At 62.5% G+C, this 21,727-nt stretch carries 24 protein-coding genes and 3 pseudogenes; 10 read left to right on the forward strand and 17 right to left on the reverse strand.

Annotated features, from left to right (window positions below):
- Window positions 1-84: 84 nt before the first annotated feature.
- The 7 genes from WAO18_RS12525 to fdxA all read right to left on the reverse strand — a co-directional run bounded on the left by WAO18_RS12525 (window position 85) and on the right by fdxA (window position 6,003).
- Window positions 85-1,482 (reverse strand): lipase family protein, encoded by a 1,398-nt coding sequence (locus WAO18_RS12525; protein ID WP_422206592.1) that lies wholly within the window; start codon window positions 1,480-1,482, stop codon window positions 85-87.
- A gap of 605 nt (window positions 1,483-2,087) precedes the next feature.
- Entirely contained in the window at window positions 2,088-2,276 is a 189-nt protein-coding gene (locus WAO18_RS12530) for a hypothetical protein (protein ID WP_422206593.1), read from the reverse strand.
- 462 nt (window positions 2,277-2,738) lie between these two features.
- Window positions 2,739-3,224, reverse strand: a complete 486-nt coding sequence (locus WAO18_RS12535) for a hemerythrin domain-containing protein (RefSeq protein ID WP_422206594.1) — start codon at window positions 3,222-3,224, stop codon at window positions 2,739-2,741.
- On the reverse strand, window positions 3,221-4,183 hold the full coding sequence (locus tag WAO18_RS12540; protein ID WP_422206595.1) for a Rieske 2Fe-2S domain-containing protein: 963 nt from the start codon (window positions 4,181-4,183) through the stop codon (window positions 3,221-3,223). Before WAO18_RS12540 ends, WAO18_RS12535 begins: the two co-directional genes overlap by 4 nt.
- 361 nt (window positions 4,184-4,544) lie before the next feature.
- Window positions 4,545-4,982, reverse strand: coding sequence for a hypothetical protein (locus tag WAO18_RS12545; protein ID WP_422206596.1), 438 nt, complete (start codon window positions 4,980-4,982; stop codon window positions 4,545-4,547).
- Window positions 4,979-5,653, reverse strand: coding sequence for a helix-turn-helix transcriptional regulator (locus WAO18_RS12550; RefSeq protein ID WP_422206597.1), 675 nt, complete (start codon window positions 5,651-5,653; stop codon window positions 4,979-4,981). Before WAO18_RS12550 ends, WAO18_RS12545 begins: the two co-directional genes overlap by 4 nt.
- On the reverse strand, window positions 5,650-6,003 hold the full coding sequence (fdxA, locus tag WAO18_RS12555) for a ferredoxin (protein ID WP_422206598.1): 354 nt from the start codon (window positions 6,001-6,003) through the stop codon (window positions 5,650-5,652). The genes WAO18_RS12550 and fdxA overlap by 4 nt, the downstream gene beginning before the upstream one ends.
- A gap of 340 nt (window positions 6,004-6,343) precedes the next feature.
- Between fdxA and WAO18_RS12560 the strand changes: the two genes are divergently transcribed.
- Together WAO18_RS12560 and WAO18_RS12565 are read left to right on the forward strand one after the other, a co-directional pair.
- Window positions 6,344-6,949: a DUF2249 domain-containing protein gene (locus WAO18_RS12560; protein ID WP_422206599.1), complete on the forward strand. Its 606-nt coding sequence runs from the start codon at window positions 6,344-6,346 to the stop codon at window positions 6,947-6,949.
- An 11-nt stretch (window positions 6,950-6,960) separates the two neighbouring features.
- Window positions 6,961-7,800 (forward strand): methyltransferase domain-containing protein, encoded by an 840-nt coding sequence (locus WAO18_RS12565; RefSeq protein ID WP_422206615.1) that lies wholly within the window; start codon window positions 6,961-6,963, stop codon window positions 7,798-7,800.
- A 93-nt stretch (window positions 7,801-7,893) separates the two neighbouring features.
- On the opposite strand, the gene WAO18_RS12570 is transcribed toward WAO18_RS12565, so the two are convergent.
- The gene (locus WAO18_RS12570; RefSeq protein ID WP_422206600.1) at window positions 7,894-8,331 is read right to left on the reverse strand and encodes a group III truncated hemoglobin; all 438 of its coding nucleotides are present in this window, start codon (window positions 8,329-8,331) and stop codon (window positions 7,894-7,896) included.
- Window positions 8,324-9,067: a helix-turn-helix transcriptional regulator gene (locus WAO18_RS12575; RefSeq protein ID WP_422206601.1), complete on the reverse strand. Its 744-nt coding sequence runs from the start codon at window positions 9,065-9,067 to the stop codon at window positions 8,324-8,326. The genes WAO18_RS12570 and WAO18_RS12575 overlap by 8 nt, the downstream gene beginning before the upstream one ends.
- Before the next feature lie 216 nt (window positions 9,068-9,283).
- On the opposite strand from WAO18_RS12575, the gene WAO18_RS12580 reads away from it, so the two are divergent.
- From WAO18_RS12580 to WAO18_RS12590, 3 genes and pseudogenes are all read left to right on the forward strand, one after another.
- On the forward strand, window positions 9,284-10,276 hold the full coding sequence (locus WAO18_RS12580; RefSeq protein WP_422206616.1) for an Acg family FMN-binding oxidoreductase: 993 nt from the start codon (window positions 9,284-9,286) through the stop codon (window positions 10,274-10,276).
- Window positions 10,277-10,684: 408 nt separating this feature from the next.
- Window positions 10,685-11,151: pseudogene (locus tag WAO18_RS12585) on the forward strand (OsmC family peroxiredoxin).
- Window positions 11,152-11,167: 16 nt separating this feature from the next.
- A pseudogene (locus WAO18_RS12590) lies at window positions 11,168-11,620 on the forward strand (hemerythrin domain-containing protein); the annotation flags it as partial.
- A gap of 121 nt (window positions 11,621-11,741) precedes the next feature.
- Here WAO18_RS12590 and WAO18_RS12595 read toward each other — a convergent pair.
- Window positions 11,742-12,116: a DUF488 domain-containing protein gene (locus WAO18_RS12595; RefSeq protein ID WP_422206602.1), complete on the reverse strand. Its 375-nt coding sequence runs from the start codon at window positions 12,114-12,116 to the stop codon at window positions 11,742-11,744.
- A 100-nt stretch (window positions 12,117-12,216) separates the two neighbouring features.
- Window positions 12,217-12,564 carry a cupin domain-containing protein gene (locus tag WAO18_RS12600; protein ID WP_422206603.1) on the reverse strand — a complete coding sequence of 116 codons (348 nt, stop codon included), beginning with the start codon at window positions 12,562-12,564 and terminating at the stop codon, window positions 12,217-12,219.
- A 550-nt stretch (window positions 12,565-13,114) separates the two neighbouring features.
- On the opposite strand from WAO18_RS12600, the gene WAO18_RS12605 reads away from it, so the two are divergent.
- The 4 genes and pseudogenes from WAO18_RS12605 (at window position 13,115) to ctaD (ending at window position 16,510) form a co-directional block, all read left to right on the forward strand.
- Entirely contained in the window at window positions 13,115-13,306 is a 192-nt protein-coding gene (locus tag WAO18_RS12605; RefSeq protein WP_422206604.1) for a ferredoxin, read from the forward strand.
- A gap of 48 nt (window positions 13,307-13,354) precedes the next feature.
- Window positions 13,355-13,468 (forward strand): annotated as a pseudogene (locus WAO18_RS12610) (helix-turn-helix domain-containing protein); the annotation flags it as partial.
- 119 nt (window positions 13,469-13,587) lie between these two features.
- A complete protein-coding gene (locus tag WAO18_RS12615; protein ID WP_422206605.1) occupies window positions 13,588-14,238 on the forward strand; it encodes a hypothetical protein in 651 nt (216 codons plus the stop codon).
- Window positions 14,239-14,791: 553 nt separating this feature from the next.
- Window positions 14,792-16,510: a cytochrome c oxidase subunit I gene (gene ctaD, locus WAO18_RS12620; protein WP_422206606.1), complete on the forward strand. Its 1,719-nt coding sequence runs from the start codon at window positions 14,792-14,794 to the stop codon at window positions 16,508-16,510.
- 482 nt (window positions 16,511-16,992) lie between these two features.
- Here ctaD and WAO18_RS12625 read toward each other — a convergent pair whose 3' ends face one another.
- From WAO18_RS12625 to WAO18_RS12645, 5 genes are all read right to left on the reverse strand, one after another.
- The gene (locus WAO18_RS12625) at window positions 16,993-17,220 is read right to left on the reverse strand and encodes a hypothetical protein (RefSeq protein ID WP_422206607.1); all 228 of its coding nucleotides are present in this window, start codon (window positions 17,218-17,220) and stop codon (window positions 16,993-16,995) included.
- A gap of 432 nt (window positions 17,221-17,652) precedes the next feature.
- Window positions 17,653-18,309 carry an STAS domain-containing protein gene (locus tag WAO18_RS12630; protein ID WP_422206608.1) on the reverse strand — a complete coding sequence of 219 codons (657 nt, stop codon included), beginning with the start codon at window positions 18,307-18,309 and terminating at the stop codon, window positions 17,653-17,655.
- A 17-nt stretch (window positions 18,310-18,326) separates the two neighbouring features.
- Entirely contained in the window at window positions 18,327-18,830 is a 504-nt protein-coding gene (locus tag WAO18_RS12635) for a GreA/GreB family elongation factor (protein WP_422206609.1), read from the reverse strand.
- 126 nt (window positions 18,831-18,956) lie between these two features.
- Window positions 18,957-19,460, reverse strand: a complete 504-nt coding sequence (locus WAO18_RS12640; RefSeq protein WP_422206610.1) for a GreA/GreB family elongation factor — start codon at window positions 19,458-19,460, stop codon at window positions 18,957-18,959.
- A gap of 133 nt (window positions 19,461-19,593) precedes the next feature.
- The gene (locus tag WAO18_RS12645) at window positions 19,594-20,859 is read right to left on the reverse strand and encodes an NAD(P)/FAD-dependent oxidoreductase (RefSeq protein ID WP_422206611.1); all 1,266 of its coding nucleotides are present in this window, start codon (window positions 20,857-20,859) and stop codon (window positions 19,594-19,596) included.
- Between the two features lie 53 nt (window positions 20,860-20,912).
- Here WAO18_RS12645 and WAO18_RS12650 point away from each other — a divergent pair, with 53 nt between their 5' ends.
- On the forward strand, window positions 20,913-21,173 hold the full coding sequence (locus tag WAO18_RS12650; protein ID WP_422206612.1) for a hypothetical protein: 261 nt from the start codon (window positions 20,913-20,915) through the stop codon (window positions 21,171-21,173).
- A gap of 92 nt (window positions 21,174-21,265) precedes the next feature.
- Here WAO18_RS12650 and coaD read toward each other — a convergent pair.
- The coding region (gene coaD, locus WAO18_RS12655; protein WP_422206613.1) for a pantetheine-phosphate adenylyltransferase at window positions 21,266-21,727 on the reverse strand (462 nt) is incomplete at its 5' end.

Consider the following 21,727-nt stretch of genomic DNA (forward strand, 5'->3'; position numbering starts at 1 on the left):
CGGTCAGCGCGATCTCGTCACCGGTGTTCACGACTTAGCCCGTGCCGCCGGCAGCTCCACAACACGGACCGTAGACACGCGGCGTCATTGTTCTCCCAGCCGCCCGGTGTTTGTCTCGCTCGAGTATCGCTCCGAGCCGTAAGGCACGTCGGTCGTGGACAACGGATGGCGTTCGATCGAACGCCCAGCGATCACTTTCGCGCTGATCACACCCAACTTGAGCATCCCAAGATAAGTCGAGGGGTTGAACAATGTCGGCCACTTGGTCCGGGTCCGGTGCTCGTCGAGAGGGCGCCGTGCAAACCGGTCCCGCAGCCACCTCAGTGTCATGGGCGCTGACAGTGGATGCAGAAGCAGATGATCGCAGAACCCGTCGCGGTGATACGTGACCGCGGTGCCGCCACGTATATATGTCGCGACGAGCTCATCGACGTCCTCGACGCTGATGATGTTGTCGTGTACGGCTTGGACGACCAGCACAGGCATTGCTGGCGCCGACTTGCCCAGCTTGGTTTCATCGAAAATGTTGCGCACTTCTGGCAGGTCCCACAATTCGTCGGCCGACATGTCGACATATGAGCCGATGTTGACTTTGCGCAACCGCCAAACTGCCGAGGCTGTCGTCATCGTCTGGAGCTCCTCGAGCAACCGTTTGCCTTCCTCGGTCGCATGCCTGTCGACTACTTGCTGGGCGTCGGGGAAGACCTGGATCAACGCAGCGATCATCAGAGCCGCGAGGCCGGCAAAGAAGCTGCCGTTGAGGCGGCGCGCCACGCTCTCCGGATTACCGACCGGTGAGCCCAGCACGGCGCCGACGATGTTGAGCTCAGGCGCGTACTCGGCGGTCATCTCGGCGGCCCACGCCGAGGCGAGTCCACCACCCGAATACCCCCATAAGCCCACCGGAGCGGACGGCGACAATCCGAGCCGCTCGCACCCCAACGCCGCGCGTATACCGTCGACGATGCGGTATCCGGGCTCATACGGCGAGCCCCACATGCCATGGCAGCCCTCGTGATCAGGCACCGACACCGCCCAGCCTTCGGCCAGAGCGGCCGCTACCAGCAGGAACTCCGACTGTACGAAAGCGCCGATAGCCTTCGCGCCGCGCCGCAGTGCGTACGAAGGGAAGCACCGCGACGCGACAGCGTCGATGGCGCATTGATATGACAGCATGGGGTAAACCACGTCGGGATCCCGCCGCTCGGGTACCAGCACCGTGGTGACCGCGCCCTCGGGGTCGCCGTGCAAGTTGGTACTGCGATAGAGAAGCTGGGTTGCGGTGATCCGTTGGGGAATCATCCCGAGAAAGCCGAGCTCGACTCCCCGTGAGCGGAGTACGGTGCCGGGTCGGGCCTTTTCGTAGCCCTTTGGTGGCTGGTAAAAGGGATCCTCGTCGGGCGGGAGCGGACGTTCACCGCGACGTGTGTCGTCGTGTGGGGCGTCCGTGATGTATGCGTTGTCCGCGGATGTGCCGCCCATCGTTCATTACCTCCGAGCTGCTTAAGTCTGCGGTTAAGTGGAAAGTCAGTACCCGCGGTACCCGGTGCTAAACCGCAGCCATGGTCAATCGTGGGGGACTGTGGTGCGGCAAATGACGCACAATGCCGGAAAGTTCGCTGGATGGATTCGACCGCGACGGCATCGCTGCAGTCGTGACCGCATACGCGTCGGCGCTGCTGCGAATCTTCGGACGAAAATCGGGCTCTGTTTTCATCGGCGATTACATTCGCCGTACGCGACGCGCTCGTCGCGGCTGCCGGCGGTATCGCCGGGCGTCAACGCTGGGGACGAGGGACAGGCACCTCAGTCTGGTTCATTGAGCTTCTACTGCGGAGTATTGCCTCAGTCTTGAGGGTGGCCAGGGCGATGCCAGTGCGCGGACCTGCTCGGAGTCGTTACGTCACCCCGCAAGTCCGCCGCTCGCGGATACCACGAGGCTATTATCCGCGCAGCAGCGCTGCGCCCTCCCTTAACCCGTTGGCCGCGCCATCGACGGCAGTGATCCGGGCTCCAGTAAAGTGCCCGCTCGACCAAGCCGCTCGGTCAAGCGGGGCTCCGGTGTCCCAGCTCAGGCTACCCGTCCCTCACAAGGGGGTGCCGCCGTCGACGGGCTTCTGACCCGGTCGACGGCGGCGGATGTATCTGCGAGCCCGCTTAGGCCGGGGCGGTATCGCGCCGCCCTCGTCTTCCCAACGGTGGATTTGCTTGGCTGGGATGTCCGACAAATCATCGTGCATGAGCACAGATTTCAGTTTCTCGCTGAATTTGCCCATGTTAGGGACTCTACGCCCGCGACCGCGCGCACATGACGACGATCACCCCAGAGGAAGGTGGCCTCGAATTTGTTATCCATGGACGAGCTCGCCGTGCGGTCGAGCGTTGACCCGATCATCGCGGGTCTGCCAACAGGCACCGTCCCCGCCGTACAGACCCAAAAGGGTTTTTGATGTGTCGGCCTCGCCGATGTCACAGGCCACTGTCGACCACCTGATCAGCATGGAATAGCTTCGCGCGCAACATAATCTGACAATTATCAGGACCCCGTGCAGCCTCGTACGGGAGGATCAGGAGTTGGCCGCGAGGTCTCGCTTGGTTAGCCAGCGGTGCCATTCGCCGTGATGGCTGCGGCTCCAGTCGCGCGAGATTTCCGCTGACGGCCGTGCCACCCAGACCGCGCCGTGGGTGTGTTTAGGTCGTTGTGTACCACCGGAATCGGCCACCAGGCGGAAGTGCGTCTACATAGCGCGCATTAGCGCCGCTCTACCCTTTACCCTTAGCTTTTCGATCGTCGAGTCGCGTAGTTGCTCGATGCGCGATGCCATCTTGGCGCCCAGCGCGTCGAGTTCATCGTCGCTGATCTCGACAGAGGCAGGGACGGGGATCATGTCGCGTTCTTCTTCGTCAGCATGAGCCTCCAAGACGATCTTGAATGTCTCCCATTCGTGCTCGTACCCCGGCGCCGTGGGCGACGTACGCAACACTACGGCGAGTTGATCGATGACTTGACGATGCTCGGCGTGGGCGATCGCGATCAATCTGCTAGCCGCAGCCAAGGCAGGGTAATAGATGTCATCCTCGATACGGAAATGAATGTCCAATTCAACGAGCATCTCATCGAGATACGCCTGCCGTTCGGCCGTGCCCGCCGGTGTCGCACTTATTTTGCGGCCCAGACCTTTCAGCGTTTTATGATGGTCCTGCAACACCGAGTACGCGTTCACTTCCGTACCGCCGTGCCCGCTTCGAGTGAATGCTGGGACCCGCCACGCACCTCGATCATCCCGTCGCGGACACGGGCTTCATAGTGCGGCAGCGAAGCCGCCGCCGGACCGCGCAGTACCTCCCCGGAGCCCACGTCGAACCGCGATCCGTGCCATGGACACACGATTCGGCCGCGGTCGACCCAGCCGTCGGCCATCGGTGCGGCCAAATGTGGGCAGTATTCGCCAAACGCCGACACCTGCTGATCACCGGTGCGGCATACCACCAATCCGACGCCCTCAACTTCGACGCGCTGCGGCTTTCCGTCTTGCAACGACTCCAGCGAAAGCACCGATGTCCACTCTTTGCTGTGCAGCCGCTCTCCGGATCGGTCGATCCCGATGCCGGAGTCGAACACCAGAGCTCCGCCCAAATAGCTGCTGCCGACGGTGATTCCGTATCCAAGCGTACTGAACGCGATGCCTCGCATATGGCGGCCACGATAACGTTGCCACCACGAAACCAGGTAAAGACCCGTCGCAAAGAGGTTCAGCACACCATGCACTAGTCCGACACGACGGTCTTCCTCATGGGTGTGCTGCCAATCGGTCACCCCGGTGACTGCTGCGCCGACACTGGCCAGGATTCCCAGTCCGAGAGCACGCCGGGCGAACCGCGATGCGTCGACGAGTTCGGTAGCCGGCCGCCCTGGCAACACACTCAGCGCATCCAGCGCCACCGTCGTACCGAGCGCTCCGCTAGTCAACGACGCCAAAGGCGGGTGTACCGGATGACCGAGCCATACGCCGTTGAGCGCGTTGACGACTCGATCCCGGGCACCGCCCAGCGCGTTGTATAAAAAGCTCAGTAGGTGCTCAAGCCGGTAACTCGGCCGGTCAAGCCATCTCTGACGTCCCAAAAATTCCAGCGCCCGTTTCCCAAGCCTCTGAAACTGCCGCTCCGGCAAACGTTGAAGCATCAACGCGCGTCCTCCTAACTCTCATCGACGAATCCCTCGCCGCTTTGGCGTTGCGTATCGATAGCGCGATGAGTGCCGTCACAACCTCGGCTGACGATCAGGCAGTGGACCGCTGGCAGTCGCGCCGGCTCGGGAACCGTCACCGCCACCGAACGTTGACTGAAGGCAGTGACCCGACGGTGTTTTTACAAGCGCCATTGTGTAAATCTACCGCATACTGCGTCGTCATCGGCAGAGGGTGTGCTTATGCGATGGAACACACCCAGGCGCAGACCTGTTCGCTTCGCCGTGACGCTAGCGAGTTAGCCAGTGATTGGCCATTCGGTCGGTGACACGACAGCGGCCTCGAACGCCGGTGCAATCAAGTCGGAGTGTGACCGAATAGTAGAAGAATCCCGCCAACCATCAACGCGATCACCTTGATTGCTTCTAGACCGACATATGCGTAGTGACCGCGAGAGCGAGGCGCGTCAAGGCCGGCGAGCACCTTGTCAGAACGACGGCTCAAGAACGGTCGCACACCGATTAGTTGGGTGGCCAGCATCGCGAACGCGATGAAGAATGCCGCTATGACGCCAGCCGACGGCGGGTTGGCCATAATGATCGACGCAACGACGATGGCGAACACGACCTCCACGCTGTTGAGCGCGCGGAAGACCAGGCGCCCGATTCCGAGCCCGATCTGCCGCGTCACATTTGGTGCGCGGAACCTGAGCGGCGCTTCCAGAAATGAGATGGCGAGCACCATGCCCAGCCACACGAAAGTGATAGCGACGGCTATCGCCGCTCCGGCGGTCACCTGGCGGTTTCTTTTAGCGTGAGGTGGGCTAGACACAGATCCGGTTCGACGAACGCGTCAAGTCGATCGACGGTGACCGGTGCCGCCGAGCTTTCCAATACTCCTTGCATGAGCCCAAGGTGAATCGGGCACACGACATTAGTTCGGGTCTCGGCGAGTTCGAGGAACGGGCAGTGCCGCAAGCCAATCTGCTGCTCCTTACCGGATTTGCGGCGCTCGGGCGCGAATCCGATCTCGTCGAGCACGCCGATGAGGTGGTCGATCGATTTCTTTGCGCCCATGTTCTTTCCGTGTGGCGGCGGCGATTCCAGCCGCCGCCCCCATGCCCGGCCCGCGGACAGCGCCTTGGCACGTGGATCGCGGCCGGCGGCAAGGCTCGTCGCGAGAATCTCGGCGAGAAGTCGGTAATGGCGCGGTCCGCCGGGATCCATCTCCCGGGTCGCACGAAACATCAGCGGCGGGCGCCCTGGCCCTCGGCGACCCGGCTCTACCTGCTCCACCCGGCCTTCGCTGACCAGGTTGTCCAGATGGAAGCGAACGGTATTGGGATGCACACCCAAGACCTCGGCGATCGCGGTGATGCCCATCGGGTCCGGTGCCGCCTTCAATACACGCAGCACGCTACGACGGCGACCGGAGGATTCCTCGGATGAACTAACGATAGCGCTCACGCTATCTGAGAATCCTGCTCGGGCAGGCTAGCCACCAGCGGCGCGTCGATGCCGAGCGGGCCCACCTTGGCGGCCCCGCCCGGTGACCCCAGCGGCTCGTTGCGGCTCGGCAGGGTGTCGAAAAAGAACGCTGCATTGTCTGCTTGATAGGGCTGCAGGTCCTCTGGAAGGTCGTCTTCGTAGTAGATGGCCTCGACCGGGCAGACCGGCTCGCACGCTCCGCAGTCCACGCATTCGTCGGGATGGATGTACAGCGCGCGGCTGCCCTCGTAGATGCAGTCCACCGGACACTCCTCCACGCAGGCCCGGTCCAACACGTCAACGCATGGCTTCCCGATCACGTAGGTCATAGTGCGGAGTTTACACAAGTAAATTTGTAAAAACTAGGGGGGAAGGTGCGAAATCCGATGCCCGACAATGAACTCGACGTCCCACAACCCCCCATGAGTAGTAGCGCTGACGGGCACGTCGATTCGTCGGGAATCGGCATAGCTACCGCCGCGCACGATAGGGAAGACCTCGAGCTTAACAAGGGCTGTCGATGCGTCGCACCGCGATCAGTCGGCGGTTGAGCATCCAGGCCGGAACAACAGGGTGCCAGTGCGAGGTAGGGAAGCTTCCCTACCTCGCACTCATGCGGTAGTGTTTACACAAGTCTACTTGTAAAAAGTCTGAGGGGCGCGAATTCATATGACTGACAGTGAACTTGACGTGCGACAGCTGCGCAAGCCCGACAAGCACCCAACGATCTTCGCCGTCTACACCGACCTCCCAGTTGGGGGATCGTTCGTGTTGGTCAACAATCATGACCCCAAGCACCTACATGAGGAATTCGAGGCCGATCACGCCGGCAGCTACGGCTGGGAGTACCTCGAGAAGGGCCCGACGGTCTGGCGCATCCGGATCAGCAAACTCACCACTACCCCGCTGCCGCGGATCGTGACGAACACCGCCGATATCGCGGGCGCCGACGTGGAGCCGGGAGTGACCGGGGTGGCGTGGAAGCTGGAGGTCCGGGAGCGAGACCTGGACTCGAATGTCATCGCGCTGGCGGCGAACGGCGGAATTAACACGCACACTGGGGCGGACGTCGACGTCTTGATCCACGTGCTGTCCGGCAGCGGCCGGCTAATCACCGAGCAGGACACCATCGAGTTAGCCCCGGGCGCCTTCGTATGGCTACCGCGTAAGTCACAGCGACAGTTCACTGCTGGCCCGGACGGACTGCGCTACCTGATCGTGCACCAGAAGCGGGAGATCCTGCCCCTGACCCCCACCGTGCGGCAGGTTGACTGATGAGCAGCGTCATGCAACCCAATCAGCCGGAGAAGCTGTCGGGGGCCAGCCGCGACGATGACGCCGTGCAAGGGCATTGGCTGCTAGCGCGGCTGGGCAAGAGGGTATTACGCCCCGGCGGTATCGGGCTGACCCGCACGCTGTTGTCCGACGCCGACGTGACCGACGCCGACGTGCTCGAGCTAGCCCCAGGTTTCGGCCGCACCGCGACCGAGATCCTCGCTCACCGTCCCCGGTCATACGTTGGTGCCGAGCAAGACCCCAACGCCGCTCGATCAGTCCGCAACGTCATTACCGGTAGGGGGGAGGTCCGGGTCGCCGATGCCGCCGACACCGGCGTGCCTGATGCGAGTAAAGACGTCGTGGTCGGTGAGGCGATGCTGACCATGCAGGGCGATCTGGCGAAGCACGCAATCGTGGCCGAGGCGTCGCGAGTGCTGCGGGCGGGCGGACGTTACGCTATCCACGAGCTCGCGTTGACGCCCGATAGCATCTCCGTTGAGGTCAAGACCGACGTCCGTCAGTCACTTGCCCGAGCGATCAAAGTCAACGCCCGTCCCTTAACGGTTGTCGAGTGGACACGACTGCTGGCGGACCACGGTCTAGTCGTCGACCAAGTCGCGACCGCGCCGATGGCGCTGTTGCAACCGCAACGCCTGATCGCCGACGAAGGCCTGTATGGGGCGCTGCGGTTCGCCAAAAACCTGTTGATCCACCGCGACGCCCGCCGCCGAGTGGCTCGGATACGTCGCACCTTCCGCAGATACCGCGAACGGTTGATCGCCGTTGCGATCGTCGCTCACAAACCTATGGGCGACGTCGGCCGACCCGGCAGTCTGGTTGGTGCATAAGCTCTTGCGCGCTGCTTGTTTCCGGGTATCTAGGTCGCACTCTCCGTAGCGAAATTCACGCGGGCGGTGAAGAACCTCGCGGGCGACTTTAGTTCAGCGTGCGACCAGGGTGTCGAGTTCTGGCGTGTCTGTGCCCGTTAGCCGCCGGTGCATGGCCCAAGCGATCCTGGCGGCCTGAGTTTTCGCGCGCTCAGCGACGGGTCCGCGATAGATCCCGTCGACGGTGGTGTTCCACGTGGTCAGCCAGCGGACGAAGTGACGGCCGCTCAGCGAAGTCCGTTGGTGGACATGCCGATGGGCGTGCAATGCGCTGCCCCGGTAAAGTCCGGCACGAAACAGCACGGTCTCCCAGAAGTCGCACATCACCGGGATGTGCGAATCCAGACCCCTGATCTGCAACGCGGTGAAGGGCGCGGCGAGGACATCGTCGACCAGCACCCGGCCATAGAACCGACGCAACAGGGCCTCGACATCGGCGCGTCCGGCCAAATCCGCGACCGCTTGGCTGGGCGGCCCATGCGGCTCAGTCATGCGCGGTCACCCTGACAAGACACAGGTCGGATTCGACAAACGGCTCGAGCTCGGCCTGCATCGCTGGCCGCGGCGCAGTCGAATGGCCTCCGGATGGACTCGCGAGGAGGCCCTGCAGCAGTCCGCGGTGCAAGGCGCACCCCACCTCCGGGTGGGCACGGGCCAGATCCCGTACCGGGCATGCGTGCAGACGAATAGTCTGCTGGGTGCCGGCGGTCGACGTCGCCGCCGGGGTCAGCTCAGGACCGAACCCCATCCTTGCGAAAACGGTCGCGACCATCGCCGCTTGGCCCTTGAGGGTCTTCCTCGCCCTAACGCTGTCCGAAACATCTAATCCCGCAACAAGTTCCCGCGCTGACCCGGCTGCGATCCGTTCAGCCCACCGCCGCCCGGCAGCCTCGGCGCGTCGACGCCGCTTGTCGGCGGTGTCGCCCAGTTCCAGCGCCAGAATCTCGGCCAGGCTCCGATAATCCAGCCGCTCCCGCACCGCGCGGTAACCGGTGCGGGGACGACCAACGCCGGCCCGTGTGATCCGGGTCCGCTCGACGGTTCCTTCGCTGCACAACGCGTCGAGGTGAAAACGCACGGTGGTCACGTGCAGTCCCATCCGCGCGGCGAGCTCGGTCGCGTCGACCGACCCGTCATGCTCACGCACCAGCTCAAGGACTCGTTCGCGTTGTCGGTTACGCCCCGTGGCATGCGCTTGCCGGGTTCCGTGGTCGTTGTGGTCGTCCACCCCAATCGCCCCTCGCTCCAGTTGCCCTTCAGCTATTTAAAGGATAGTATTCATTAATAATAGCACCGATGCACGGGACTGCGGTATCGCCCGCCACGAATGAAGTGTGTGACACGAGAACGGGTTCTGCTGGCATCTGACGAAGGAGCGCTGGCCGTGTCCACAACGATGAGTTCGGAAAAGGTCTGGGACAGAAGAGAAAACCAGAGGTGGACCGTGTTGGACACCGTGGTGGAAACCAAGGTCATCGAGGATGCGGTGTGGTTGGCGTGCCGGGCCCCGTCCCTGTACAACAGTCAACCGTGGCTGTGGGTGGCCGACGGCGGTCGGCTGGACCTGTTTCTCGATCCCAGCCGTGTCCTGCACACGGATCGATCGACGCGGGAGGCCCATATCAGCTGCGGCGCGGTGATCGATCACCTTAGGGTGGCGATGGCGGCCGCGGGATGGATGGCCAATGTCGACCGATTTCCCACTCCGAACAACCCCGAGCACCTGGCCACCGTGGAGTTCACCTCCATGGACTGTGTTACTGACGACCAGCGCCGCCGCGCCGACGCGATCCTGAAACGGCGCACCGACCGGCTTCCGTTCATGGCGCCTTTCACCGCGCCGACCAACTGGGAATCGTTTGAGCCCGTGCTACGCAGCCGAGTTGGCGTCGGCACAGTGCGTCTGGACGTATTGCCCGACGAGATGCATCCACGCCTTGCCGAGGCGGCCCAGATCACCGAATCGCTGCGCCTGTATGACTCCTCGTATCATTCCGAACTCAGTTGGTGGACAGCACCGTTCGAGATGTCGGAGGGAATCCCGTACAGTGCTCTCGTTTCGGCAGCCGAGACTGATCGGGTGGATGTCAACCGAGCCTTTCCATTCACCCACAACAGGGAAAGACGCACTGAGGTCGGACGGGATTACTCGAAGATCCTGATGCTGTCCACAGACGATGACAGTCCTTCCAGTGCGTTGAGGTGCGGAGAGGCGCTGTCGACCATCCTGCTGGAATGCACGATGGCCGGCTTTGCCACCTGCCCGGTGACACATTTGACGGAGTTGTCGGTCAGCCGCGAACTCCTCGCCGCGGTAACGGATCACACTGACCTGCCCCAGATTCTGATCCGGGTCGGCGTCGTACCCGCGCTGGGCGAGGTGCCGCCGGCCACGCCGCGGCGTCCGCTCGCCGACGTGTTGCGGTTGAAAAGTTAACCCGGAAACCGTGATCCGTTGTTGGTACTTTCGAAGGTTGCGACCCGATAGAGAACGGGTAATCATTGCCCATCCGAGCCCTCGGCAGCTACCCCGCGAAGTGATTGTGAAGCGACGCTCCCCGCATGACACTTCGGACACATGCTGGGGGGCGCTCACCGTGTACCGGTTCGCCGCAAACCTGGCAGAAGCACTGCGCCAGTTCGTCGGTCGAAAAGCGCCTGTCTTTACTGAGTTCCTGTGGAGCAAGTCCTAACGGGGCCGGCAAGCAATCGAACGCCTGCTCCGATGGCAGGACTCACTCCTGACTATCGCTCTGGTCAACGCCTGCGGCCACGGTCTATAGTTTACACAGTCGAGATTGTAAAAAATAACTCGATAGGGTTTCCAGTAACGGAGTCGATGAGTTTGAGTATCGCGGAACGGGCTACGCAGACCACGTGGCAGGGCCCGCTGGCGTCGGGCGAAGGCACGCTTTCGGAGGGCAGCAGTGGGGCGCTAGATGGCCTGCCGTTGACCTGGGCTTCACCGACTGAGCAGCCTGGCGGGAAGACAAGTCCGGAAGAGTTGGCGGCAGCAGCGCATTCGTCGTGTTTCGCGATGGCGTTGGCATTGAAGCTGGACGAGAACCACACGCCGGCACAGCGACTCGATGTCGCGGCCGCCGTGATCCTGGATGCGGTCGACGGAATCCCGACGATCACAACGTCGCGGCTGAAGGTCAGGGCACGGGTGGGTGGGCTAAACGCCGAAGCGTTCGCGGCCGTGGTGGACCAGGCGGCTGCACTGTGCCCGGTGTCGCGATTGTTGCTGGCGCCGAGATCAGTGTTGACGCCGAACTCGACGAGACCGAACCCTACAGCCCCGCAGATTGATACCGAGGAGCACATGATGCCCAGCCTGGCGCTGTCTACCACCCTAAAGCACGAACACGACGAAATCGATGGTGAGATAGAGACTTTCATCGAGAAGCTCGAGCGTGGCAGCATGCAGCCCGACCCACTGACCGCAGCATTGGAAGCGCTACGCCGGCACATCTACCTCGAGGAGGTCTTCCTGTTCCCGCCAATCCGCGAGGCCGGGATGGTGATGCCGATTTTTGTGATGATGCGCGAGCATGGCGCGCTGTGGCGCACCATAGACGCCCTGACGGATCTGCTCGCTGACGGAAAGGACTGCGGGCGGCTAGGGGATAACTGCCGTCAGCTGCTCGATCAACTCGACCAGCACAACTCCAAAGAGGAGCCGGTCATCTACCCGCATGCCGATACCGACCTGCCCCCGCAAACCAGCGCGGAATTGACCCGCTTCATCGAGACCGGCCGCACTCCCGATGGATGGGTTGCCGGCATGCAGACGCGTAAGGCCCAGTCGGACACAAGAACTCCGCCGGCACCGACGCCCCGAGCCTCCCCGCCGAGATCAACGAGATCCTTCGTGACGAGTCGACGACAAATGAGGCGGATCAGCGACCGCGGCCGGGTGTTTCATCGAGCCATCGTGCGAGAACGGCGGCTTGACTGTGATCGACGTCGCGCGTAGCCGTCAGCAATACCAGGTCGTCCTTGCGGGCGATTTCCCTGAGATGTTCCACAGCGACGCGACGTTCCGTCGACTTCAACTCCGCCAGATAGCGGCTCCGGAACTCAGCGAATTTCTCAGGCTCGTGGGAATACCACTGCCGCAGTTCGGTCGACGGCGCAACGTCACGCAACCACTCGGTCAGGTCGAGCGCATCTTTTCGTATGCCACGTGGCCAGACGCGGTCGACCAGAACCCGTGCGCCATCGGATGGCGAAACCTCGTCGTAAACCCTGCGATAGGAGACATGACCGTTCATCGCTTACCCCGTATTCGATGGCGAGTTGAGCTTGGCCCGTTAGGTTAAGGTTCAGGGAGCTTTGGGAATTCGGACAACACCCGCACGCTACCGAGGTGGCTTACGTCGGTCCCTGCCGAACGGCCTTGGCGACGGTCAGCAGGACGACGGCGTCTTCGATGGCGTGTAGACCGTGCCGGCTTGCCGGGATCACCAGGTGGTCGCCCGGAGTTCCGTCCCAGCTCGTATTGGGAGCGGTCAGTTCGACGCGCCCCTGCAACACCTGCAACGTAGCCTCGCCGGGGCTTTCGTGGTCGGCGAGCGCTGTGCCGGCGGTCAATGCGACCAGGGTTTGCCACAGGGTGTGCTGGTGCCCGCCGTACACCGTATGTGCGGCGCGGCCGCTTTCAGACCGGTGTGCCGCCGCCAGTTGCTGGCGTGCGAGAGCGGTCAACGAGATCTTATCCATCCGGCTAGCCCTTTCCTCGTCAAAACATATCCCACGCCGCGGCAACTCAGTGAAGGTGCCGAAGGCAACCAAATCGTCTGCCTGGCAGGGTCATCGAAGACCCGTTGGCGTTGCCGGTTGCGCCCGGTGGCGAGCGCCCGCCGATCGCGTGGTCGTAGCGATCGATCATCCATCCACGCGTCCTCTCAGCGGGTGCCCTTCCAGCTATTTAAAGGATAGTATTCATTAATACTAATGGTTGGCGCAAGAGGTACATCGTTGCCCGCCGCGAAGGAGTGGGTGACGCGTAGGAGTGTCAGGACATGTCGAGAAGGGCCGGTGTCGGTGCCGTCGATTCGCAGAAGGCCTGGGACACAAGAGAAACCGGAGGTTGGTCGCGTTGGACACCGTGGTGAAAACCGAGTCATCGAGAATGCGGTGTGGTTGGCATGCCCTACGTTCTGGTATTGGCGGCGTGGTCGGCTGATTGTCCATAAGAGAGCAGCGAAAGGCCCTTTGCAATGAGCACTCACTGACAGCCCCGAGCATCCTGCAAGAAAGGTAGAGAGTCATGCGCGTGGTAGTGGACCGTGATCGCTGTGAAGGCAATGCCGTCTGTGTAAGGATCGCGCCGGGGGTGTTCAAACTCGACGATGACGAATACGCCATGGTCACTGCCGACCCGGTCCCGGTCGAGCAGGAGGCGCTCCTCGAGCAGGCCATCGCCGAATGCCCGCGCGCGGCCCTGTCGCACAAAGATTAGGCGTCTTCGGGTGGAAAACTCGGCCGTCCTTGCTGAATCATGCACTAAAACACGGTCCGTTACCGCCTGCGCAAGATGGCCGAGATCATCGAGCTGCCATTGGACGCCGTCAGGAGGCGCTTGGCGATGCTGATCGAACTCGCGGCCGCAGACACCGATTAACCATCGCGCTGTCGAAAAGTAACAAAGCGCCGTAGCGCCGTTGTTGGACTTCGGCAAACATTGCTGGGTCCACGCGCGCGAGAATGAAGCCATAGCGACCCGCCGATAGGAATTATGCGATGACTGCACTGCATCCCGAGCGTCACCGGTCCACGCGCCATCGGTCGGACAAAGCCGCCGTGTCGGATACCTTCACCGTGCGCCTGCCGCGGTGGCGATTCGCGTGGCTGTTTGGCCGCAACCCGCTGATACGCGCAGGCGATCGGGTCGAGGCACTGGTCATGGTGTTGGCCGTGATGATGGCGCTCGTCGCCGTGCCGATCGCCGCCGCTGTGGGCACTGCGGTCTACGACTCCCGCAGCCACCTCTATGCCGCGCAAGCCCGGAACAGTCACGTGGTCACTGCCATAGTCACCGACCACAAGGTCACTCACCGCGAATCGTTAGGCCAGACGGTCACCGTACTTGCCCGATGGTTTGATGCCGGGACCGAACACACCGGTCCCGTGTCGGCGCCTCCAGGAGTCAAAACTGGTGATTCGATTGACATCTGGGTAGGTGAAGACGGTTCGCATGTGGGCCCACCACCGAAAACCGCATACGACGAGGCGGTAGCGTTCGCATCGCTGACCTGGTTAGGCGCGGCCATCGCCGCAGCGACGTTGATCGTCGGCACTCAAGCATTCCTTAAGCGGGTCCGCCACGCGCGATGGCAGGATGACTTCGACAATCTGGCCGGCGATGGCGACGGACACAACGGCCGGCCCTAGACTGCTTTTGCGCGAAGCGGCGCTCCGGTGATGCTCCGGAATGCCATGCTGAATACACCTGACTGTCGGAACACTGGCCTTCAGGCCACTCGTCAAGCTCGCACTACGCACTTTTGCGGCAGCGCTGGCGATCACGGGCGCGTCATGCATCTCGGCATCGGCCAGCATCTGGGTCAGCCGCGTAATACCCTTTGGGCGAATAGCTTTCGGGCGTTGGTCTGCGCCGGCAGCGCAGGACCCAGCCGCGGGTCTTGTGTCAGTTTGCGCGGCCCGCGTTTCACCCGGCGGCTCTGGCGGACGATTTGACCCGTCATCCCGGCGACCCTTTCGCCGACCTATCGCTCGGGACATTTAACGGATATTATCCATTTATATTAGCAGCGGCAGGAGGCGACGTGATGGTTGCCAGGTTCGATCGATCGCCAGGCACAGACTCGTCCCTCGGGACCGGCAGCGGGTTGATCGGGAAGGGTGGCGTAGCGCGGCAGCAAGTGCACTGTTACAACCCTCGTCGCGTTGATAAGCCCGTGACGCCTCCAGAGAGGACGAACTCGTGACCGCCGAAGCGCCTGTGTCGGTGGGGCTTGAGCCGCGTCGTCCGTTTCCAGCGCGGTTAGGACCTAAGGGCACCCTCGTCTACAAGTTGGTGACCACCACCGATCACAAGTTGATCGGAATCATGTACGTGGTCACGTGCTTTGCGTTCTTTTTCACGGGCGGGTTGATGGCGTTGTTCATGCGTGCTGAGCTGGCTGCGCCGGGGCTGCAGTTCCTGTCGAACGAGCAGTACAACCAGCTGTTCACGATGCACGGCACTATCATGTTGCTGTTTTACGCCACGCCGATCGTGTTCGGTTTCGCAAACCTGGTGCTGCCGTTGCAGATCGGCGCCCCGGATGTGGCGTTTCCACGGCTGAACGCGTTTTCGTACTGGTTGTTTTTGTTCGGCGGGCTGATCGCGATCTCGGGGTTCATCACTCCCGGCGGTGCGGCCGATTTCGGGTGGACCGCCTACACGCCGCTGTCCAGTGCCGTTCATAGCCCCGGTGTGGGCGGGGATCTGTGGATCATGGGCCTGGCCGTCGGTGGCTTGGGCACCATTTTGGGCGCGGTCAACATGATCACAACGGTTGTGTGCATGCGAGCGCCTGGGATGACGATGTTCCGGCTGCCGATTTTCACCTGGAACATTCTGATCACCTCCATCATGGCGTTGATGGTCTTCCCGCTGCTGACCGCGGCGCTGTTCGGGTTGGCCGCTGACCGCCACCTGGGTGCGCACATCTATGACCCGGCCAATGGCGGGGTGATCCTGTGGCAGCACCTGTTCTGGTTCTTCGGGCACCCGGAGGTCTACATCGTGGCGCTGCCGTTTTTTGGCATTATCACGGAGATTATCCCGGTGTTCGCCCGCAAACCGATTTTCGGCTACACCCCGATGGTCTACGCAACGCTGTCGATCGCGGCGCTGTCGGTCGCGGTCTGGGCGCACCACATGTTCGCCACCGGCGCCGTGCTATTGCCGTTCTTCAGTTTCATGTCGTATCTGATCGCGATACCGACCGGGATTAAGTTTTTCAACTGGATCGGCACCATGTGGAAGGGGCAGTTGACCTTTGAGACACCGATGCTGTTCTCGGTCGGCTTCTTGGCGACGTTTTTGCTCGGCGGGCTGTCCGGCGTGATGTTGGCCAGTCCACCAATCGATTTCCACGTCACCGACACCTACTTCCTCGTCGCGCACTTCCACTACGTGTTGTTCGGCACCATCGTGTTCGCCACCTTCGCGGGGATTTACTTCTGGTTTCCAAAGATGACAGGTCGGCTGCTCGATGAGCGGCTGGGCAAGCTGCACTTCTGGCTTACGCTGATCGGTTTTCACACCACGTTTTTGGTGCAGCACTGGCTGGGCAACACGGGCATGCCGCGCCGCTACGCCGACTACCTGCCCACCGACGGCTTCCAACCACTGAATGTCGTCTCGACGATCGGGGCGTTCATTCTGGGTGTGTCGATGCTTCCGTTCGTGTGGAACGTGTTCAAGAGTTGGCGTTACGGCGAACCCGTCATCGTCGACGACCCCTGGGGACACGGCAACTCCCTGGAATGGGCCACCAGCTGCCCGCCGCCGCGGCACAACTTCACCGAGCTGCCTCGCATCCGCTCGGAGCGTCCGGCATTCGAGTTGCACTATCCGCACATGGTGGAACGGCTGCGGGCCGAGCTACATATTGGCCGCACGGAGCACCAACCGACATCGACCACGTCATGACCCCAATTGGATTGAAAGACAACCGCCTTCAACTGTGATGAGTTGCCATGACTCCGGGAAACGCATCGGACAGTTTCGGGGCACGTGATCGGCTTACATCGATGACGCGCGTACCAGATCTACCGGTTGGTTCGAGTCGATGGCTCGGCGCGGCCGCCGACATCACGTTCAGACGCAGTGCATCGCCGCCGACGGCGTTGCGCAGCTCAATCGATTTCCGTTCAGAAGTCCCAGCGGGGTCGCCGATATCTAGGGGCGTTGCACGGGTAGTAACGGCAACGGTTTCTCACAGCCCGCGCGCAGCTGGTGAGGTTCCGCCGAATCGTGTCCACGGTAACAACGCGGAGGCGTCAAGATTGTGCTCCGCGACAACGACTTCAGAGGCTCGTCACTTAACCCGGGTGCTCAGGAATTACCGGTGCCCGAGTTGCCGGTGCGTAGTGTCACTGATCAGTTGAGCTCTCTGCGTGCATGTGTGGCCGTCATTGTGGTGCAACACTACGCAGTGCTCCACCTTCAGATTCCCAGCGCTGAAACGCGAGGGCGGCAAGGTGATCCGTGGCGCTGTGGTCGCTGATTTCGAGTAGTTGGTCGGGGGTGGACGCATCGCCGGCGCTGGCTGCGGTTGTCATCGGGGTGTACGCGTCGGTGGCGTCGCTGTAGAGGGATACAACCCGGAGGGCCAATTTCCCGAGCTGCTTGCCGAACATGTTTTGACGTTGGGCGAATCTCGGCTGGCATCGACGATCACCTCGCCGCCCTGGTGTTTGAGGCTAGGAGGGTTGGCGGCCAATCGTTTTGTTGATCGTGGCCACCAGCCTCCTTGCGCAAACGCGTAGGACCGGTGTGCGGTTTTTAACCGCAATCGCACGGTTCCGATTGTCGGTCGGTGTGGTCGTGTGGCGCCAAGGTGTTCAGCGGTCGCTGACATGTGTGGCCTTTCGCGTCTCGTTGTTCGATGTGTTCGTACCGGGATCTCTTGGGGGCGTCAGTTATTCGTGTGTCGTCTCCACTACGTGGTGCTGTTAAGTGCGTGCGAATCTCGGTGTGGATGTTCGTCGGCGATTACATTCTCCCGTACGCGAGGGCCAGTATTAGGCCCAACATCGCAATGAGGAGAAATATCATCGCGATCGGGTCGATCAGGTCGAATAGCATGTGATCACCCTGGCGTCGACGGGTCCCTTCACCGTGCGCGGTTCAATGCGTGGTGCACGCTGTGCAACCGGCGTACGTGGTTGTGTCACAACACGCGGCGGGCACACCGGTTTGGCTGCCGGCGCATCTAACCGCCGCTGTGCGGTTTTTGTCGGCCGGCCTATTGGCTTTAAGCATCTGGTGCCCTCGGGTGGCGTGACGCGATGCGGTAGCGACCGTGCACGGTTATGTGGTGTCTGCTGCTGTAGGGCCTCCAGCGAGGCCGTGGTGGGAAGTCGGTAGGTGCTGTCGGTGATATGCAGCACTCGGTCGACCGCTTCGCTGGTCGCCACAGCCCAGCGCGCACCTTTGTACTGGCAGGCTTCGGCGATCCTGGCAAATGCCCGCAAGCCTTCGCAGCCAAAGAAATTCAGACAGTAAGGGTCGAGGATCAGGGACCGGCCGGGGCTAGCCAGGTCTGCGACGTAATCGCTTAGGCGCTCGGCGTTGCACGCGTCGACCACGCCCCCGACCTCGACAATGGTGATGTCCGGCTGGAAATGTGTACGCAGCGACATCTCGGAGGGAGCGGTCGCCGTACGACTGCGCGCAGGCGGGCCTGCGTAGGCGTCGATACGGGAAGTCTCATTAATGAGAACCATGGGCAGTGACCTCGCAACTAGTTGTGCCCGTGAGTATTCGGGGTGTTCCAACGTTGTATTTGGTCGGCCGTGTGCATGCTGTAGGGCACGGCGTTAAGGAGCGTGACCGTGACGGCGACGCCGCTGGGCAGGGTGTAGCTGCGCCGCTCGCCGGGGCGTGCGCCCGCGATCGCGGCGCCTAACGGGGATTGGTTGGAGTAGACCTCGATGTCGCCGTATTCGGCGCCCCGCACACTCATTAGGAAGGTTTCGGTGTCGCCGGTGTCGTCGTAGCGGATGGTCAACACCATGCCGGGTTCGGCGATCCCATTGTCGGGTGGGTCCTCGCCAACGGCGGCGTCGAGCAACAGGTCATGAATCTGTTGAATCCGTGCCTGCCACCATTGTTGGAGAGCGTCACTGTTTTCGTCGGTATCACCGCCGGCGGCCGCGGCGGTATATAACTCACGAAGGGTGGCCAGCTCCCTTTCTAGCCGCTCGTAGGCTTGCGGTGAGATCCACACGGGTTGCGTGCTGGTCATAACTGTTCCTTCCATTAATGCGGCAGTGGGGTTCTGTAGCGGACTCGCGTAGACGCGATGCCTTCGGCGCGCATGCTTCGCTTCCGGCCGCTGGCCGTTCTTGATCGTCTCTGTAGTCCTCCGCGGCTATCGTTGGTTGCGGTGGGCAGTCTGTGGCCCAGGGCTTTTTGCCACGTACATCCCGTAGGGCACGGCCTTCAGCAGCGTCACCAGCCGCCCCGTTCCACCAGGGATTGAGTAGATGCGCTGGTCGCCGGGACGTGCGCCGGCGATCGCGTGACCCAGGGGCGACAGCGTCGAGTAGACCGTGATGTCGGCGCCCTCGCCGAAACCCCTGCCGAGCAGGAAGGTTTCGGTCTCGCCGGTGGCGTCGTAGCGGATGGTAAGAACCATGCCCGATTTGGCGACGGGGTCGTAGACGGCGTCCTCACCGACGACCGCGTTGGTCAGCACGTCCTCAATCTCGCGGATGCGTGCTCGTGGCGCTGGGTAGCCCGCGATGAGATTCGCGTCGTAATCCATGAAATCGTCGGGACCTTCGATGCTGCGCCGCGAGCGCAGCGCGGCAAGTTCGGTGTGCAGTCGGGTGTAGTCCTGTCGCGTCATCCGGATGCGTTGGATGCTGGTCATTGTGTTTGATGCCTTTCGTGTCGATGAGGGTGCCGCCAGGGGCGGGCCGGAGCACAGCAACCGCCTCTGCGACTCGGGGTGCCCTTGGTGGGCGAGAGTTCGCCGCGCTTTGGACTCGCGGCTGTCGGGAGTGCTAGCGGCCGCTTCTGCGCAGCGGATCGCAATCGCGCAGGGCTTCGGGTTGCTTGCCGGTGGTGATCTGTTCGGCCAACAGCCGACCCGTCACCGGGCCGTGCGCCAACCCCCACATGCCTTGTCCGCCCGCCACATAGACGCCTGGTGACACCTCACCGATCAGTGCGCGGCCATCGGGAGTGACCGGGTAGGCACCAGCCCACAGGTTGCTGCGCTCGGCCCAGCGGGCCCCGTCCAACAAGAGACCCGCCGCGGCGACGATGGCCTCCACCCGTTCTGGTATGACCCGGTGATGCGGGTGGCGGAATTCCGTGGTGCCCGAAACACGGACTGCGCCCTTGTAGGGCGTGCACGCCACCCGCGCGTCCGGCAGGTAAATCGGGCCCGGAATCGGGCGCTCCACGGGCACGGTAAACGAGTAGCCGTGACCGGGCTGTACCGGCACGCGCAGAAAGCGGCCCGCCAGCTGCGATAACCGGGCGCCAGTGGCGATCACTGCGGCGTCTGCGGTCAGCGGTTTTCCGTTGCGCGAGTGCACCGCAACGCCGCTGCCCGAGGTGAGTATGTCGCGGATTTCCAGCCGGTGGATCGATGCCCCGCGGACCACTACTGAGCGGCCCAGGGCCTCCACGAATCGTCGCGGGTCGACGAAGCGCTGCGCGTTGATGTTCAGCCCGGCGGTGACCGCCTGCGAGGCCAGGGGTACTTGTTCGCGTAACGCCTCGCCCGACAATGCGGTGACATACATTGTCTGGCCGGCCTTTTCGAGCTCGCGTAGCTCCGTCATCATGCGTTCCAACTCGTCGGTGGTACGAAACACCGCGGTGATCGGTGCATCGGTCACCGGAGCATCGACCCCATTGGCGATCATCACGTCGAAGGCCTCGATGCAGTCCTCATTGAGGGCCACGTTGGCCCGCATCGCCCGCTTCCACGACGATCGCCGGCAGTTGGCGGCGAACTGGATCAGGAAGGCCCGGAGTCCCGCGTCGGCGATCAACGGGATGTGCAAGGGGGCGGTCGGATCCCACCCGGAGCGAAGCGCATGGCGCAGCACCGCCGGGGAGTTCAGCGGGAGGGTCAGCCCTGGGGCGATCCACCCGGCGTTGGCCCAGGAGGCGCCGGCGGCTACGCCGGTGCGGTCCACCACCGTAACGTCGACTCCGCGTTCCTGTAAGAACCACGCCGTCGACAATCCGACGATGCCCGCACCGACCACGATCACTGACCGCGGTCCGCCGTCAATCCGCTCGACGCCCACCATCACACACCTCCGTAGTTGAACTTTGGCTACTAATTCCATGGTGGTGTGCACGGGTGGCCTTGCGCTTGCCCGAACCGGACAATGCCGTGGTGGGCCACTGTCGCCATCCGACAACGCCGTCCCGTGATCACGCCTCTGCTGGTCTTCTGCGGGTGGCGGGAATGTCGACCTGGTGGGTTTCCTTGGCCACCCGACTCGGCTACACCCGCGGCCGCGGCACGTCGGTAGGACCGCGACGCAAACGCATCGATTTCCTCGCGGGTAAAGCCGTACCGGTCGCCAATATGTTGGGCGGTCCGATCAGCGAGTGGTAGGCATTGCAAGACCACCACCATTGCGGTCACCACTAACTCAGGCCGCGGGCACTTCTTCCGCTGACGCCGAACTCGATATCCAGTGGTTGGGGCTAGCCGTTGGCGTCGTACAACTTCTCGGCCAGCCGGCGGTTCACCGGTTCGGGAAGCAGGTCCGCCACATCGCCGCCGAGCATCGCGACCTCCTTTGTCAGCGACGACGACACGAACGAATACCGCGGGGTGCTCGCGACGAAAAAGGTATCCACGCCGGCGACGTGTTTGTTCATCTGCGCCATGTGCAGCTCGTATTCGAAATCGGTGCCGGTACGCAGACCCTTCACAATGGCGGACAGTCCTCGAGACCTAACCAAGTCGACCACCAGGCCCTCGCTGGCCTCCACCGTCAAGTTGGGCAGATGCGACGTCGACTCATTGATCATCGAGGTCCGCTCGTCGAGGTCGAACATGCCCTTTTTGATGGGATTGACCAGGATGGCGACCACCACGTCGTCGAATTGAGCGGCGGCGCGCTCGAAGATGTCGACGTGGCCCAGCGTCACCGGGTCGAACGA

The organism is Mycobacterium sp. (assembly GCF_049278535.1).
Classification (GTDB): Bacteria; Actinomycetota; Actinomycetes; order Mycobacteriales; family Mycobacteriaceae; genus Mycobacterium.

What these genes read in the sequence shown, in the direction of transcription:
- WAO18_RS12525 (WP_422206592.1), bottom strand. Translation starts at nt 1,482, where the DNA reads ATGGGCGGCACATCCGCGGACAACGCATACATCACGGACGCCCCACAC.
- WAO18_RS12530 (WP_422206593.1), bottom strand. Translation starts at nt 2,276, where the DNA reads ATGGGCAAATTCAGCGAGAAACTGAAATCTGTGCTCATGCACGATGAT.
- WAO18_RS12540 (WP_422206595.1), bottom strand. Translation starts at nt 4,183, where the DNA reads ATGCTTCAACGTTTGCCGGAGCGGCAGTTTCAGAGGCTTGGGAAACGG.
- fdxA (WP_422206598.1), bottom strand. Translation starts at nt 6,003, where the DNA reads ATGACCTACGTGATCGGGAAGCCATGCGTTGACGTGTTGGACCGGGCC.
- WAO18_RS12560 (WP_422206599.1), top strand. Translation starts at nt 6,344, where the DNA reads ATGACTGACAGTGAACTTGACGTGCGACAGCTGCGCAAGCCCGACAAG.
- WAO18_RS12565 (WP_422206615.1), top strand. Translation starts at nt 6,961, where the DNA reads ATGCAACCCAATCAGCCGGAGAAGCTGTCGGGGGCCAGCCGCGACGAT.
- WAO18_RS12570 (WP_422206600.1), bottom strand. Translation starts at nt 8,331, where the DNA reads ATGACTGAGCCGCATGGGCCGCCCAGCCAAGCGGTCGCGGATTTGGCC.
- WAO18_RS12595 (WP_422206602.1), bottom strand. Translation starts at nt 12,116, where the DNA reads ATGAACGGTCATGTCTCCTATCGCAGGGTTTACGACGAGGTTTCGCCA.
- WAO18_RS12600 (WP_422206603.1), bottom strand. Translation starts at nt 12,564, where the DNA reads ATGGATAAGATCTCGTTGACCGCTCTCGCACGCCAGCAACTGGCGGCG.
- WAO18_RS12605 (WP_422206604.1), top strand. Translation starts at nt 13,115, where the DNA reads ATGCGCGTGGTAGTGGACCGTGATCGCTGTGAAGGCAATGCCGTCTGT.
- WAO18_RS12615 (WP_422206605.1), top strand. Translation starts at nt 13,588, where the DNA reads ATGACTGCACTGCATCCCGAGCGTCACCGGTCCACGCGCCATCGGTCG.
- WAO18_RS12625 (WP_422206607.1), bottom strand. Translation starts at nt 17,220, where the DNA reads ATGTTCGGCAAGCAGCTCGGGAAATTGGCCCTCCGGGTTGTATCCCTC.
- WAO18_RS12630 (WP_422206608.1), bottom strand. Translation starts at nt 18,309, where the DNA reads ATGGTTCTCATTAATGAGACTTCCCGTATCGACGCCTACGCAGGCCCG.
- WAO18_RS12635 (WP_422206609.1), bottom strand. Translation starts at nt 18,830, where the DNA reads ATGACCAGCACGCAACCCGTGTGGATCTCACCGCAAGCCTACGAGCGG.
- WAO18_RS12640 (WP_422206610.1), bottom strand. Translation starts at nt 19,460, where the DNA reads ATGACCAGCATCCAACGCATCCGGATGACGCGACAGGACTACACCCGA.
- WAO18_RS12645 (WP_422206611.1), bottom strand. Translation starts at nt 20,859, where the DNA reads ATGGTGGGCGTCGAGCGGATTGACGGCGGACCGCGGTCAGTGATCGTG.